General features: G+C 29.6%; 11 protein-coding genes. 2 read left to right on the plus strand and 9 right to left on the minus strand.

Translation table 11 applies throughout. The annotated features are described in order from the left end of the window. Positions 1–72 precede the first annotated feature (72 nt). The 5 genes from A966_RS06785 to A966_RS06805 form a co-directional block, all read right to left on the minus strand. Positions 73–2,052: a TRAP transporter permease gene (locus A966_RS06785; protein WP_008723933.1), complete on the minus strand. Its 1,980-nt coding sequence runs from the start codon at positions 2,050–2,052 to the stop codon at positions 73–75. Further along, positions 2,049–2,552: a DUF1850 domain-containing protein gene (locus A966_RS06790; protein ID WP_008723935.1), complete on the minus strand. Its 504-nt coding sequence runs from the start codon at positions 2,550–2,552 to the stop codon at positions 2,049–2,051. Before A966_RS06790 ends, A966_RS06785 begins: the two co-directional genes overlap by 4 nt. An 83-nt stretch (positions 2,553–2,635) precedes the next feature. Further along, positions 2,636–3,589, minus strand: a complete 954-nt coding sequence (locus A966_RS06795) for a TAXI family TRAP transporter solute-binding subunit (protein ID WP_008723937.1) — start codon at positions 3,587–3,589, stop codon at positions 2,636–2,638. A 118-nt stretch (positions 3,590–3,707) separates the two neighbouring features. Further along, positions 3,708–4,454, minus strand: coding sequence for a leucine-rich repeat protein (locus tag A966_RS06800; RefSeq protein WP_008723939.1), 747 nt, complete (start codon positions 4,452–4,454; stop codon positions 3,708–3,710). 13 nt (positions 4,455–4,467) lie between these two features. Further along, complete coding sequence (locus A966_RS06805; RefSeq protein WP_008723941.1) at positions 4,468–5,613, minus strand: hypothetical protein; 1,146 nt, start codon at positions 5,611–5,613, stop codon at positions 4,468–4,470. 236 nt (positions 5,614–5,849) lie between these two features. On the opposite strand from A966_RS06805, the gene A966_RS06810 reads away from it, so the two are divergent. Continuing rightward, positions 5,850–6,416 (plus strand): LysM peptidoglycan-binding domain-containing protein, encoded by a 567-nt coding sequence (locus A966_RS06810; RefSeq protein WP_008723945.1) that lies wholly within the window; start codon positions 5,850–5,852, stop codon positions 6,414–6,416. A 72-nt stretch (positions 6,417–6,488) separates the two neighbouring features. Here the strand turns inward: A966_RS06810 and glgP are convergent, their stop codons facing one another. Continuing rightward, positions 6,489–9,050, minus strand: coding sequence for an alpha-glucan family phosphorylase (glgP, locus tag A966_RS06815; protein WP_008723948.1), 2,562 nt, complete (start codon positions 9,048–9,050; stop codon positions 6,489–6,491). 371 nt (positions 9,051–9,421) lie between these two features. Between glgP and aroF the strand changes: the two genes are divergently transcribed. Then, the gene (gene aroF, locus A966_RS06820; protein WP_008723951.1) at positions 9,422–10,468 is read left to right on the plus strand and encodes a 3-deoxy-7-phosphoheptulonate synthase; all 1,047 of its coding nucleotides are present in this window, start codon (positions 9,422–9,424) and stop codon (positions 10,466–10,468) included. Between the two features lie 71 nt (positions 10,469–10,539). Here the strand turns inward: aroF and carB are convergent, their stop codons facing one another. From carB to A966_RS06835, 3 genes are all read right to left on the minus strand, one after another. Then, positions 10,540–13,737: a carbamoyl-phosphate synthase large subunit gene (gene carB / locus A966_RS06825; protein ID WP_008723953.1), complete on the minus strand. Its 3,198-nt coding sequence runs from the start codon at positions 13,735–13,737 to the stop codon at positions 10,540–10,542. Beyond that, the gene (carA, locus tag A966_RS06830; RefSeq protein WP_008723955.1) at positions 13,730–14,815 is read right to left on the minus strand and encodes a glutamine-hydrolyzing carbamoyl-phosphate synthase small subunit; all 1,086 of its coding nucleotides are present in this window, start codon (positions 14,813–14,815) and stop codon (positions 13,730–13,732) included. The genes carB and carA overlap by 8 nt, the downstream gene beginning before the upstream one ends. A gap of 236 nt (positions 14,816–15,051) precedes the next feature. Continuing rightward, the gene (locus tag A966_RS06835; RefSeq protein ID WP_008723957.1) at positions 15,052–16,005 is read right to left on the minus strand and encodes a peptidylprolyl isomerase; all 954 of its coding nucleotides are present in this window, start codon (positions 16,003–16,005) and stop codon (positions 15,052–15,054) included. Between the last annotated feature and the right edge of the window lie 12 nt (positions 16,006–16,017).

The raw sequence follows: 16,017 nt of genomic DNA on the forward strand, positions 1-16,017 counted from the left end.
TTATATGGTGATAGTAAGAAAAAATTATAAAAAATAAGGAAGCCTATATTAGACTTCCTTCTATTTTTTATTTTATGCTGCTGCAGTGTTCATTTTATTTTTGTTTCTTGTCAGAATTTGTACAGCAACTAATATTACTATCATTCCTATTCCTATAATATCGCTGTAAACTTCAGGATATATAGAAAGAAGACCTGCTATAATAAATAATATTCTCTCATAAGGTTTACATTTTCTAAATACATAACCTTCTAATCCAGCAGATACCCCAAACATACCTATAAGAGAAGTTATTAAAATAGGTATAACATCAGAAATTGTAGTATTAATCATAAGTATATCCGGATTAAATATAAACATATAAGGTATAATAAAAGCACCTATAGAAAGTTTTGTCGCCTCTATTCCTGTTTTAAGCGGGTCAGATTTAGCAATAGCAGCGCCAGCCATAGCAGCTAAAGCAACAGGAGGAGTAACATCGGCTATAATACCAAAATAAAATACAAACATATGAGCAGCTAAAGGTTCATAACCTAAACCTATTATAGCACTAGCAGCTATTGTAGAAGTGATAAGATAATTAGCAGTAGTAGGGACACCCATACCCAATATAATAGAACTTATCATAGTTAGGAACAATAAAAGTATAGGTATGCCTCCGGATATTGATATTAAGCCTGCACCTATTTTTAAACCTAATCCTGTTAGGGTTATAACTCCTATTATAATTCCAGCCATAGCACATGCAATGGCAACGCTTATTATATTTCTGGCAGCATTAACAAAAACATCTATTAAATCATTAAGTCCGAAACTTACTTTTCTTTTCATTATGATGTCTACTATAGAGTTAATAACAGCAACTATAGCAGCAGCAATAATACCCATTAAACCAGCATAAATTGCAGTTTTACCAAGTACAAAGAAATATATTATAGTAAGAAGCGGAATAACTAAATATCCCTTCTTCATTAAAAGCTCACCCATTTTAGGAAGAGAATCTCTTGATAAACCTTTAAGCCCTGTTTTTTTAGCCTCTAAATGCACCATTATAAATATACCTGTAAAATAAAGTATAGCTGGAATGATAGCAGCCTTAGCAACCTGCATATAAGGTATTCCCAAACTTTCAGCCATTAAAAAAGAAGCAGCACCCATTATAGGAGGCATTAACTGTCCTCCTGTAGAAGCAGAAGCCTCAACAGCACCTGCAAACTCTCCTCTGTATCCTAAAGATTTCATCATAGGTATTGTGAAACTTCCTGTACCTACAGTATTAGAAACAGAACTTCCTGATACTGTACCGAACATTGCACTTGTAAGTACAGCTACTTTTGCAGGACCTCCGTCAAAACCTCCTGCTATAGCATTACATATATCTATAAAAAACTGACCTATTCCAGTCTTATCAAGCAATGCTCCGAAGAATATAAATAAAAATATAAATGTAGCCGATGCCCCTATAGGAGTACCCATTATACCTTCTGTATTATAAAACAAATGCGATACTAATCTTTGAAGAGAGTATCCTCTATGATTTAAAAAACCAGGTGCATAAGCTCCGAATAATGCATATATAATAAAAACTATTGATATTATAAGTATAGGAAGACCTACTATTCTTCTGCAGGCTTCAAATACAAGAAGTATTCCTATGATGCCTATTATAATATCTGTTGTTGTATATATACCAGCTCTTCTTACTATTGATTCAAAATTAATTACAATATAACCCCAAGAAGCAGCTCCTATTATAGCAAGTATAACATCATACCAAGGAAGTTTATCCTTAGGCATATCTTTTTTCATTGGAAAAAGCAAATATGCAAGAAGCATTACAAAGGCTAAGTGCGTAGCCCTTACAACCTGAGCAGTAATTCTTCCAGAAAGTATTGAATATAATTGAAACAAGCAGAATATTACTGATATTGCTATGATTAAATATTTTTTAAATCCATTATATCTTCTGTATCTTGATTCACTGTCATATTTGCTCATATAATCATCAATTTCTTCGACTGTTGGAATATGAATATCTTTTTTATCTTTCATTGTTTTCTCCTTGCACTTGTAATCATTTTAAATAATGAAACTTTTTTATATTGTATTTTTATATTTATTTGAGGTTTGAATAGAGTATTTAATTTTATTTCTTTTTCATCAAATTCTATTCTGTGATCCGCTACAATACCTACAAACAAATATAAATCTTTTATTACTTTATTAATGTTATTTATTTCTATGTAATCATCTGTAATAATTATATTTTCATCGCCCTGAGGATCCGACATACCGGCACCATAAGAAACAAATCTTGTTTTTTCCAGCACTATATCGTTGTTATCATTTATAATATAGTAATCTCTAATTCTTCCTTTATTTACAGAATGGGTATATGAAATTATAAACTCTTTTTTATCAATATTAAATATAAAATTAACTTTATTATTTTTAACACTATTTAATACAAGTCTTGGAAATAGAGGCACAAATAATAAAGCAATAATTATTATGATTATAACAGATATACATATAATAATTTTCTTTAACATATATATATTATTTTTTAGAATAATTATTTGGTGTATTCATTTTAATTAAAATAAATAATATGAATACACCAACATATTTATAATTATTGTATATTATATCCCAATTCTTGATAATATTTTAAAGCACCGGGATGGAATGGTATAGATATGCTTTTATAAGCATCTTCAATATTTAATTCTTCGCCTTTAGCATGAGCAGTTGCTAAATCAGCTTTTTTATCAAATAATGTTTTCATTAAATTATAAACAACATCTTCAGGTATATTATTATTAACAGCAATAGTAGCTTTTACTGCTACAGCTTTAGTATCAGTATTAACATTATTATAAGTATTTGCAGGTATTGTTATTTCTGTATAATATTTGTATTTTCTAATCATTTCATCTACCTGAGTCTGCTCCAAAGAAACTAATACTATATCGCTTGATAAAGATAATTCCTGTAAAGCAGCGTTAGGTATTCCAGCAACTATAAAACAAGCATCTAATGTTCCATTTTGAAGTCCGTCGCTTGATTCTTTAAATGAAAGATTTGATTTGTTTATATCATCAAATGTAAGTCCATAAGCTTCTAATATTTGTTTAGCATTAAACTCAACACCGCTTCCGGCATCGCCTACAGATACTCTTTTACCTTTCATATCAGCTATTGTTTTTATTCCGCTTGATTTTGTAGCAGCTATCTGTACTATCTCTGGGTATAATGTAAGCATAGCAGAGAAATTAGTTAATACCTCTCCTGCGAATATGTCTGTACCGTTATAAGCATAGTCCATAACATCATTTTGTACAAATGCAAAGTCAGCTTCATGTCTATTAAGAAGTCTTAAATTTTCAGCAGAAGCTCCTGTTGACTGAGCAGTAACATTCATTCCTTCAATATTAGCATTCCATATACTTGCTATACTTCCACCAAATGAATAGTAAGTACCGCTAGTTCCTCCTGTAGCAAAAATGTAATTTAGATTGTTGCTTTTTTGACATCCTATCATTATTAATGATAGAATAATAGCTGTAGAAATAAAAATATTTCTCATAATAAGAATACTCCTTATAAGATTTATTAAATAATACATTCTATAATATTAAAAGTCAATATTATATTTGTATAATAACAATAATACTGTTTTTTAGAATTTTATCAATAGTAATAAACTATTCTAAGACTTCTATTATATCTTCAATATTAAATTCACCCTTATAATAAACTTTTTTCCAAGTATATTTAGCCCAATTTGTAGTGGTATATTTTTCCCCTTTTGAATTAGTTTCCTGATAACCTTCAAAATTTCCTAAATATAATGTCATCTGTCCCTTAGGTATACCCTCCCAAGCATTTCCATCTGTAGCACCTGTAAAATCTAATCTCGAACCATAATATACTACATGTTTAAGATTTGTTACACTAGCAAGCATACGAGGATACATAGTATTAAAATTACTTCCCAAAACTATCGCTTCAATTGATGTGCAATTATAAAAAGCATTATTTCCTATAGCTTGCATATCAGCTGGAAAGTAAATCCCAGTAAGATTTCTTACATTTGTAAAACTTTCACTTGGCCATGTTTTATTGTTATCTTTAAAAATAACATTTTCTGCATATAAAAATACATGTTTATCCGGACGCTGTCTTAAGCATTCCGCTATACTTTTTATTGTAGTTGTATCTATAACTCCTCGAATTCCTAATCTGCTTCCTCCGCTTCTGTCTATTGCATCATATATTATAGGACATTGAAAAGCTCCTCCATTATTACTAGCAGACAAGTGAATTTGATATATAAAAAAATCTACTTTGCTTGCTTCTTCTATTGCATTATCAGGACCTAAATATTCTATATTACAAGATATAGTAATAATTAAAATAACCATAATAATAATAATGTTTTTTGTTTTCATAAATTAAACTCCTTTATAATTTTGGTTCAGATGCAAATCTATATACAAAAGGTATGAACATAACTGAAAAACTCTTTGAAAATATAGCATATTCAAATGATAAGGATTGGTAAAATATATCAATAGTAGCACCAATTCTTATATCATAAGAGAAATAGTTATCTTTTATTGATACTTCAGGCATATTTGAATGCAACTCATAAGTTTTATTATTAATATTTTCAGTTATACTATTTATACCAAATGTAGATTTAGAATCTAAAAAACTATATATTAAGTCAACGCCGATAAAAGCATATATAGCAAAATAATCTATATATGGAACTTTATCTTTAATCTTTAATCCTCCTACTAATTTTGGAGTTAAAGCAAAACTTATCCATTTATTTTCTATATTTGCTGATGTTGAAAAATATGCACCAGTATATGTACTATTTGCAGAATTATACATTTGAAACATATATCTTTCATCCATAAAACCTAATTTGAATGTTCCATAATCAAAATTGAAATCTGCCCTAGCATCAATAAAGAAATAGTTGTCTCTATATACATAAAATTTCAAATCCATAGCTGCATGTAATCCAAATGTTTCTATTTTTGTATCTTTAATAAATAAATTATAAAAATCGCTATAACCCGGCATAAATGCAAATCTTAATCCTATAGATAGAGGTGCTGTCCAGCAATTAATAGAACCGAAAGCATAGATATATGGAAATGGTACTTTATCTATAGAATTTATAAGTCTTGCAAAATCATTATCATAATTTAACGAAGTTTTAGTATCTTCAAGCTGAAAATTCAAGTAAGCACCAATTCCAACAGTACCTAATGGAAAATGCAAAGGAATAATTAATCCATAATTATCTCCTGAAGCAGCATTAAACTGTATTTTTCTCTTTATTTTCTGCTCTATAGAATATCCTACAGACATATTAAAATAATAAATATCATATAGGAAGTTTATACTTGACATTAAAAGTATTGCATCAGGAGATTCAGGGTATTTTGATATTAATGACGGATTATTAACAACATCTGTCCAAAAATCAGGATTAATATCTTCTATAAATAATTTGGTATTATTAAAAAAATTTAATAAATATTCATTTTTAGAAATGTAATCAATATATCCTGCATCATATTTATTTTCCATTTGAAAGTATTTTGTTATAAATTCATTATACTGACTATTAATATCTTGAGAAAATGCAATGGGAGCATATAAACAGATGAAAATATAAACATGTAAAAAATATTTCATATATTTTTAATATAATAAAATTATTTTATAAATCAATATGAAAAAAAAATTATATAAAAAAAATTATTAATTATTAAAAATTAAATAATATTTTTACGATAAAATTTAAAAAAGTAGTTATTTTATTTATGAAAAAAATTATTATTTTTATATTTATTATTTTTTATAGTATATTAATGTCCACCCCATTATTTATAGAAGAAACTCCAATAAAGAACTATGTAAAAAATAAAATTTTGAAAGAGGCAGAAAAAAAAGGAGATATACAAACCATAAAAGAATTAACTAATGATTATGTTATAATTAGTACAAATATGCAAACTAATAATAATCAATTAATCATAACTAATGATATAGATTTTTCAAAATATATAGATAGAGGATACGATATAACAATGGATGTACTTCCCAGATATTATACTGTGAGGGCAGGGGATACATTATTAAAAATATCATCATATCCATTCATATATGGAGAAAGAAATTTCTGGCGTATTATATATATTCATAATAGAGATATAATAAATGATACTTCTTCTCTGCCAATTGGGTTAAAACTTTTTATACCAAGCATAAGAGGAGAAACCAGATATTGGAATTATGAACCCAAGCTTGAATATGTGCCTTTCAAAATAAAGATGGATTTAACTACAAATCTATATCAGGACTATCCTTTCATTATAAAAACTGAATAATTTTAACAATAAAAAAGGCTTAAACTTATAAAAGTCTAAGCCTAATATTTTATATAAGTTACCCTTTGAGTATTAACTCCATATTATAAGTTTCATATCAAATTTATAACTTAAGTCCTTATGATATGGATACATTCTTATAGCATAACCGCTTTGTCCGCTATTAGTACATTCTAAAGTACCTGAGAAAGAATGTCTTCCATTTCCTAAATCAGAAGAATGCTTCATTTCAACTGTAATAGGATCTATGATATCTTCTTTCATGCTTAATTTACCATAATAAAGTTCTATTCTTACAGAATCAGGTGCTATATCGCCAAGATTAACTATAGTTTTAACTTCAAATTTACTTCCAACTTTTAAGTTTCTTGAAGGCATTTCAGAAATTGTATTTTCAAATGAAACTTTAGACCATTTTGAAATAATATCATTTTTCCAATTTTTTAGATTTTTAGCTTTATCAAATTCATTTTCTGTCATATTAATAAATCTTTTGCTTGCATTATTGTAGAATTTGTTAAAGTAATCGGCAACCATTCTATTTGTAGAGAACACAGGACAAACAGTCTGCATACTCCATTTCATAGCAGCAACCCATTGTCTAGGTATATCATCTCTTCCTCTTTCATAGAATAGAGGTATAATTTCATTTTCTAATACATTATAAAGAGCTTTACTTTCAACCTCATCTTGATATTCTAAATCTGTATACTCTTCTCTGTTGCCTATAGCCCAGCCATTTTGTCCGTCATAAGCCTCATCCCACCAGCCGTCTAATACGCTGAAGTTTAATCCTCCGTTTGGCGGAACTTTCATACCGCTTGTACCGCTTGCCTCTAAAGGTCTTCTAGGATTGTTAAGCCATACATCTACACCCTGAACCATATATCTAGCTACATTTATATCATAATCTTCTATAAATACTATATGATCTCTGAAATCTTCTCTTCTGCATATCTCAGCAATATTTCTTATTAATTCTTTACCGCCATTGTCATGTGGGTGAGCTTTACCTGCAAATATTATCTGTACTGGTCTTTCAGAATTAGAGACAATTTTCTTTAATCTTTCTAAATCTTTGAAAAGTAATGTTCCTCTTTTATAAGTAGCAAATCTTCTAGCAAAACCTATTGTTAAAGCTTCTGGAGAAAGTATTTGATCGGCATGTTCTATTTCTTTTTTTGTGAAGCCTCTGTTTGTAATTTGAGTTTTTAATCTTTCACGGCAAAAGTCAATGAGTCTTTCTTTTCTTCTTTCATGAGTTCTCCAAAGTTCTGCATCAGGTATTTTTTGAACTCTTTCCCAAATTTCATATTCTAATGGTTTAGTTCTCCAACGAGGTCCTAAATATCTGTCAAGTAAGTTCTGCATATCAAAAGATATCCAGCTTAAAGTGTGAATTCCATTAGTAATAGAATCTATAGGAAGCTCATTAACAGGAACGCCTCTCCAAATATCTTTCCACATATTTCTTGATACCTGTCCATGAAGTTCGCTTACACCGTTATTTTCAGCTGATAAATTAAGAGCAAGAACTGTCATACAGAAACTTTCTTTTTGATCATCAGGATTAATTCTTCCTAGTCTTATGAACTCATCCATAGACATATTGATATGCTTAACATATTCTGTAAAATATTTTTGTATCATATCTATAGGGAATATGTCATTACCAGCAGGCACAGGAGTGTGAGTAGTAAATATATTAGAACTGTAAACTACCTCTCTTGCTGTTTCTCTATCTAAATTATTATTTTCCATTAATTGTCTTATTCTCTCTAAAGAAAGAAAAGCACTATGTCCTTCATTCATATGGTATATAGTAGGTTTAATACCTAGTTTGTCCAAAGCCTTAACACCGCCTATACCAAGAAGTATTTCCTGCTGTATTCTAGTTTCTAAGTTACCGCCGTAAAGCTGAGCTGTAATATCTCTGTCTTCAACGCTGTTTTCTTCAATATTAGCATCTAAATAATAAAGCTCTATTCTTCCTACATTAGCTTTCCATATCTGAGCATAAACTTTTCTTCCAGGCAAATCAACATCTACTTTCATTGTTTCGCCGTTTTTATCTAAAACTTTTTCTAAAGCTAAGTTAAAGAAATCATTTTCTATATCGTATTCCTGCTGCCAGCCGTCAGCATTTAAATATTGTCTGAAATATCCTTTTCTGTATAAGAGTCCCATTGCCACTAAAGGTAAACCTAAATCGCTTGCAGATTTTAAGTGATCTCCTGATAATATACCAAGACCTCCTGAGTAGTTAGGCAAAGATTCATGAAGTCCGTATTCAAAAGAAAAATAAGCTATTTTTTCATTTTTAGTTTTTTTGCTTTCATCTAAACTATTATACCAAGTTTCCTGATTCATGTAAGTTTTAAACTCATCATAAACTTCAGCTAAATTCATCATAGCAGCATCATCTTGAAGCATAGCATCAAAACGTTCTTGTAAAGATTCGCCTAAAACTCTTATAGGGTTGTGATCTCTTTTATCCCAATTATCAATATCTATCGTTCTCAACAAAGTTATTGCTTTCTGATTCCAGCACCACCAAAAGTTTTTAGTAATTTCTATAAGTGGTTCTAATTCTTTTGGTACCGATGGTGAAACCATATATTTATTTAATTTCATAAAATTACCGCCTTAAAAATTATTTTAGATATAGCTCTGCTTATTCTATAATATTTTACAATAAAATCAATGAATTTATTTAATTATATGCTGTTATTTTTTATAAAATTATAATTATAGGTGATTTTTCTTGACTTTTATTCATATTGATATATAATTAATTATTATGAAACGCAGAATTTTTATTAACTCTATCAGCAATAACTTCTTTTGCTTATCATTCTTCTTTAACTTTTTTGGCGTTTAAGGCGCCAGAATATTCTATTTTTTACAACAAACAAAACATATAAATTAATTTTTTAATTCAAAGAAAACATAATATAAAGCAATCATACTTAACATAATATTTTAAATTCGAGGAGATAATTACTATGATTATTGTAATGAAACCAAATGCTAAAGAAGAACATATTAATAATATAACAGATAGGCTTATAGAAGCAGGACTTGGTACTAATAAGATAGTAGGAGTTGACTGCACTGTTATAGGTATAGTAGGGGATACTTCTAAGGTTGACAGAGAATTGATGGCCACTTTACCGGGTGTTGCAAGAGTTTTAAAAGTTCAGGAACCTTTCAAAAGAGCAAACAGAGCTTTCAAAAAAGAAGACACTATAGTTGATGTAAGCGGTGTAAAAATAGGAGCTGAAAAACCTGTTATAATAGCAGGTCCTTGTTCTGTTGAAAGTGAAGAGCAGGTTATCAATATTGCTAAAAGCGTAAAAGCTGCAGGTGCTTCTATACTTAGAGGAGGAGCTTTCAAACCTAGAACTTCGCCTTATGCTTTCCAAGGATTAGCACTTGACGGGCTTAAAATATTAAAATTGGCTAGAGAAGAGGTTGGCATTCCTATAGTAAGTGAAATCGTATCTATAAGACATTTGGAAGAGTTTGAAAATACAGTGGACATGATTCAGATTGGGGCTAGAAATATGCAGAACTTCGAGCTTTTAAAAGAAGTAGGTAAATTAAAGAAACCTATACTTCTAAAAAGAGGCTTGGCTAATACTATGGAAGAATGGCTTATGAGTGCTGAATATATTTTGGATAAAGGAAACAGCAATGTAGTATTATGTGAAAGAGGTATAAGAACTTTTGAAACTTACACTAGAAATACTTTCGATGTTTCTGCAATACCTATAATAAAAAGAATGAGCCATTTGCCTGTAATAGGAGATCCTTCACATGCCAGCGGTAAATCTTGGATGGCACTTCCGCTAACTCTAGCTGCTCTTGCTGCTGGTGCTGATGGTATGATAATAGAAGTACATAATGATCCGGAACATGCTTTATGCGACGGAGCTCAGTCTATAAAGCCTGATACTTTTGAAGAGATTATGGCTTCTGTTAATATGATGGCTGATACTGTAAGTAAGATAAAAGAGCGTCATGGTGGTAAGATTTATACTAAAAATTAATTTTATTTAAAATGGATTTTAAACTATGTATTTGTTTTTGTCTTGATAACAAATACATAGTTTTTTCTTTTTTAAATATTGGACAAATCCATTATGGTGAAATTCATAGACTCTATAACTTTAAGTAAAGCATAAGCCGTATCTAATGATGTAATACATGATATATTATTTTCAGCAGAAGCTCTTCTTAATTCTAAACTGTCTGAATGTGTTTGGCTGTTGCTTTCTATTGTATTTATAACATAGTCCACTTTACCAAGTCTTATAGTGTCTATTATATTTTCTAAACCTTCTTCATAAATTTTTGATACTTCTTTAACATAAAGTCCTTTTTCTCTTAAGAAATTGGCAGTTCCTTTTGTGGCATATATTCCGTAGCCTATATTAGAAAATCTTTTTGCCAAATCAAGTATTTCAATTTTATGATTATCTGAAATAGTGAGAAGAACATTTCCTTGTAAAGGTATTCTAAGTCCGCTTGCTATTAATGCTTTGTATAATGCTTTTTCAAAATTAAAATCAAAGCCTAATGCTTCGCCTGTACTTTTCATTTCTGGTCCTAGTATAGTATCTACTTTTCTTAATTTAGCAAAAGAAAATACAGGAGCTTTAACAAATACTTTATTAGATTCTTCTTTATATAAACTATTGTATCCTTGCTCTTTCAATGATTTTCCAATTATGCACATAGTTGCCGCATTAGCCATTGGTATATTAGTTATTTTGCTTAAGAATGGTACTGTTCTGCTGCTTCTAGGATTCACTTCAAGTACATAAACATTATCATTTTTATCAACTATAAATTGTATATTGTAAAGCCCTATGAAATTAAATCCTATACCTATTCTTTTAGTATAATCAATAATAGTTTCTTTTACTTTATTTGATATTGTTTGAGTAGGGTATACGCTTATAGAATCACCGGAATGAATTCCTGCTCTTTCTATATGCTCCATAATTCCCGGAATAAATATATTATTCTCACTGTCGGCAATAGCATCAATTTCTATTTCCTTTCCTATAACATACTTATCAATTAATATAGGAGCTTTATTGCTTACTTCTTTTACAGCAGTTTCCATATAAATTTTTAATGATGCATCATTATCCACTATCTCCATAGCTCTTCCTCCAAGTACATAACTAGGACGAACTAAAACAGGATAGCCTATATTATTTGCTATTATTAAAGCTTCATCAACAGTTATAGCAGTTTCACCTTTAGGCTGAGGTATATCCAATTCTTTAAGCATCTTCTCAAATTCATGTCTGTCTTCAGCTTTATTGATATTTTCTAAAGAAGTGCCTAATATGTTAACTCCATGCATAACTAGTTTTTCTGCCAAGTTAATAGCTGTTTGTCCGCCGAACTGTACTATAACACCTTTAGGTTTTTCAAGCTCTATTATATGCATAACATCTTCTATAGTTAATGGTTCAAAATAAAGTTTATCGGATATAGAAAAATCAGTTGATACAGTTTCAGGATTATTATTTATTACTATAGCTTCATATCCTGCTTCTCTTATAGTCATAACACAATGAACTGTAGAATAATCAAACTCCACACCTTGTCCTATTCTTATAGGACCTGAACCTAATACTATGATGCTTTCCTTTCCGCTTTTAAAAGATTCATTTTCTTTTTCATAAGTAGAATAGAAATAAGGAGTCTCACTTTCAAACTCTCCTGCACAAGTGTCAACCATTTTATATACAGGAATAATGTTATTTTCATGTCTTAATTTGTATATATCAATTTCTTCAGTTTCCCAAACTTTAGATATATAGCTATCAGAAAATCCTCTCTCCTTACATTCTTTTAAAACTTCTATATCCATTTTATTTTTATGCAATTTTTCTTCTAATGTAATTATATTTTTTATTTTGTCTAAAAAGAATTTATCTATATGAGTAATATATATAATATCTTTTATATCTTCTTTTCGTCTTAGAAGTTCAGCTATGATAAATATTCTTAAATCATCTCTTAATTCTATACGCTCCCATAATTTTTTGGTGGTATAATTGGAAACATCATTATGTATTATATGATCGCATTTTATTTCAAGAGAGCGTACAGCTTTTAAAAATGACTCTTCAAAATTTCTTCCTATACTCATAACTTCGCCTGTAGCTTTCATTTGAGTACCTAATTGTCGATCGGCGTTTGGAAATTTATCGAATGGAAGTCTTGGGAATTTTGTAACTACATAATCAATAGAAGGCTCAAAACATGCAAAACTTTTTTTAGTTATCGGATTAATTATTTCATCTAAAGTCATGCCAACCGCTATTTTGGCACTGATTTTAGCAATAGGATAGCCCGTAGCTTTACTAGCCAAGGCACTAGAACGAGATACTCTAGGATTAACTTCTATTATATAATATTTAAAGCTATTAGGATCTAATGCCAACTGTACATTGCATCCGCCGCATATTTTCAAAGCTCTTATGATTTTAAGACTTACATTTCTAAGCATTTGATTTTCTCTGTCGCTTAAAGTCTGACAAGGAGCAACTACTATACTGTCTCCTGTATGTATTCCAACAGGGTCAACATTTTCCATATTGCATACTACTATAGCATTATCATTATTATCTCTTATTACTTCATATTCTATTTCTTTATAACCCGCGATACTCTTTTCAACTAAGCATTCATGTACAGGACTAATTTTTAAACCTGTTTCGCATATTTCTATTAATTCTCTTTCATTGCGTGCAAATCCGCCTCCTGTTCCTCCAAGAGTATAAGCAGGACGGACAACCAAGTGATAGCCTATTTTATTTGCAAATTCAATAGCTTCTTCAACACTATGAACTATTATACTTTCAGGAACAGGTTCATTAATCTCATTCATAAGATTTTTAAAAAGTTCTCTGTCTTCAGCACAATTTATAGCATTCAAATCCGTACCTAATACTTCAACATCATATTCATCTAATATTCCGCTCTCAGCAAGTTCAACAACCAAATTCAATCCTGTCTGACCTCCAAGAGAACCTAATATAGCATCCGGTCTTTCTTTATATATTATTCTTTTAGCGAAATCTAAGTTAATAGGCTCAATATAAACTTTATCAGCAACAGCAGCATCGGTCATTATAGTAGCAGGATTAGAATTTATAAGTACAACCTCATATCCTTCTTCTCTTAAAGATTGGCATGCCTGCGTACCTGCATAATCAAATTCAGCAGCCTGTCCTATAACAATAGGTCCTGACCCAATTACTAATATTTTTTTTATATCATTTCTTTTAGGCATTTTTTTCTCCATAATTGTTGTTTATCATTTCAATAAAATTATCAAATAAATATTTACTGTCTTCAGGTCCCGGACTAGACTCAGGGTGATACTGAACAGAAAATACAGGATATCTTTTATGCTTAACTCCCTCACAGCTTCCGTCATTTAAAGATATATGCGTCATAATAAGATCCGTATTTGATAAACTTTCTGCTTTTACTGCATAACTATGATTCTGACTTGTTATGCTTACTTTTCCGGTTTCTAAATCTTTAACAGGGTGATTTCCGCCTCTATGACCAAATTTTAATTTCATAGTATCAGCACCGCATGCCAAACTTATAAGCTGATGCCCCAAGCATATACCGAATATTGGTACTTTTCCTATAAGCTTTTTTATTGTATTTATAGACTCTTTAACATCTTTAGGGTTTCCCGGTCCGTTTGAAAGCATTATTCCGTCAGGATTTAAACTCATTATTGTTTTGAAGTCTGTATCATAAGGAACTACTATTAAATCACAATTTCTTTCGCTTAATTCTCTTATTATGCCGAGTTTTGCTCCGAAATCTATTAATACTACTTTCTTTCCTCTATTAGGAATAGGAAAAGCATTTTTTGTAGAAACTCTTTTTACATGATCATTCATATATGGTGTTTCTTTAAGCATTTTTACTATATCGTCTTTATTATCTATAGTATCGCTCATTACAGCTTTAAGAGTACCTGCTTCTCTTATTTTTTTTGTTATTGCTCTAGTATCTATATTTTCTATACCAGGAATATTTTTAAGCTTCAAAAACTCATCTATAGTTTCAGCATTCCTGAAATTATTAGGACTTTTACAAGCCTCTTTAACTACAAATCCAAATATAGCCGGATTTAAACTTTCAAAATCATCTCTGTTTATTCCATAATTTCCTATAAGCGGATAAGTCATAACAGTAATTTGTCCGCAGTAAGATAAATCGGATAATACTTCCTGATAACCTGTCATAGATGTATTAAATACTAATTCTCCTACTTTAAAATTATCAGAACCAAAAGCTATGCCTTCATAATGGCTTGCATCTTCAAGTATTAAGTAACGTTTCAAATTATACCTTCCTATTATTCTAAATTTTTTTTAGATTTTTGTTAAAAATAAAAAAAAGATTGGAAATTAACTGAAAGTCAATCTCCAATCTTTTTAAGATTATCAAAAACTGTTAACAGCATATTCTTTAATTTAAACTTTTTCCAAATCATAGTACAATTTTCTTCTCAATTTTTGCCTCTAATAATAACATATAATAATTTATTTTACAATTAATTTTTTCTTAATGATATTAATTATTTATAAATTTGAACAGATACTCTTTTAGTTTCTTCGTCAAGCCATTTTATGAATGATTCTCTCATGCGGGCTTCGCTTAAATAGTTTTTTACTCTTGTTCTTATGCTTTCCATATCTTTTTCTATTTCCATTATTTTTACTATGTAGAATCCTTTTCCCACTAATTCGCGAACGCTGCTTACAGTACCCACTTTATATCCTCTTTTAGCCAAATTAAGACCGGCATTTATTTGAGCAGGCAAAGATCTTTTACCGGCATCATAAAGAAGATTATATCCCAAATCTCCTCCGTTTTTTCTTGTTGCTTCATCTTCGCTGTATTGCTTAGCTAATTCAGCAAAATCTTGTCCTCTTGCTGCCATTCCTCTTACTTTACTTGCTAATTCTTGTTTTTCTCCTTTTTCTGTAAATGTGGCAGCTTTGAAAAATATCCAAGAAAGTTTTACCAAAGTATCAGCTTCAAATGCAGATTTATCTTTAGAATTATTATAGAATTCATCAGCCTCTTCATCAGAAATTTCTGCATTATTAACTACAAGTCCGTATAAATTTTCCATAGCTATTTGTTTTTTTATAGAATTCTTATATTCTTCATAAGATATTCCTTCAGCCATCAATTGTTTAGCAAACTGATCTGAAGTCATATTATACTGTTTTGCAATACTTTCTAATCTTCTTTTTACATCATTATCTTCTATAACATAATTATTTTCTTTAAGTTTTAAATACATTATCCTCTCTTCAACTAAATCTTTATAAACCATATCATCAGTAACTTTTTGACCAATAGATCTAGCCTGCAATGTCAAAAATGTTTTTCTGCTTAAAAAATCTTCATAAGTAATGGGCATAGAACCAACTATACCAACTATACTATTTACAACATCATTAAATAAAAGATTACTTTGCAGAAAAATAAAAGATAATATAAAAACTACTGCTTTTTTCATATAAACTTTAAT

Source organism: Brachyspira hampsonii 30446 (assembly GCF_000316195.1).
Taxonomy (GTDB): domain Bacteria; phylum Spirochaetota; class Brachyspiria; order Brachyspirales; family Brachyspiraceae; genus Brachyspira; species Brachyspira hampsonii_C.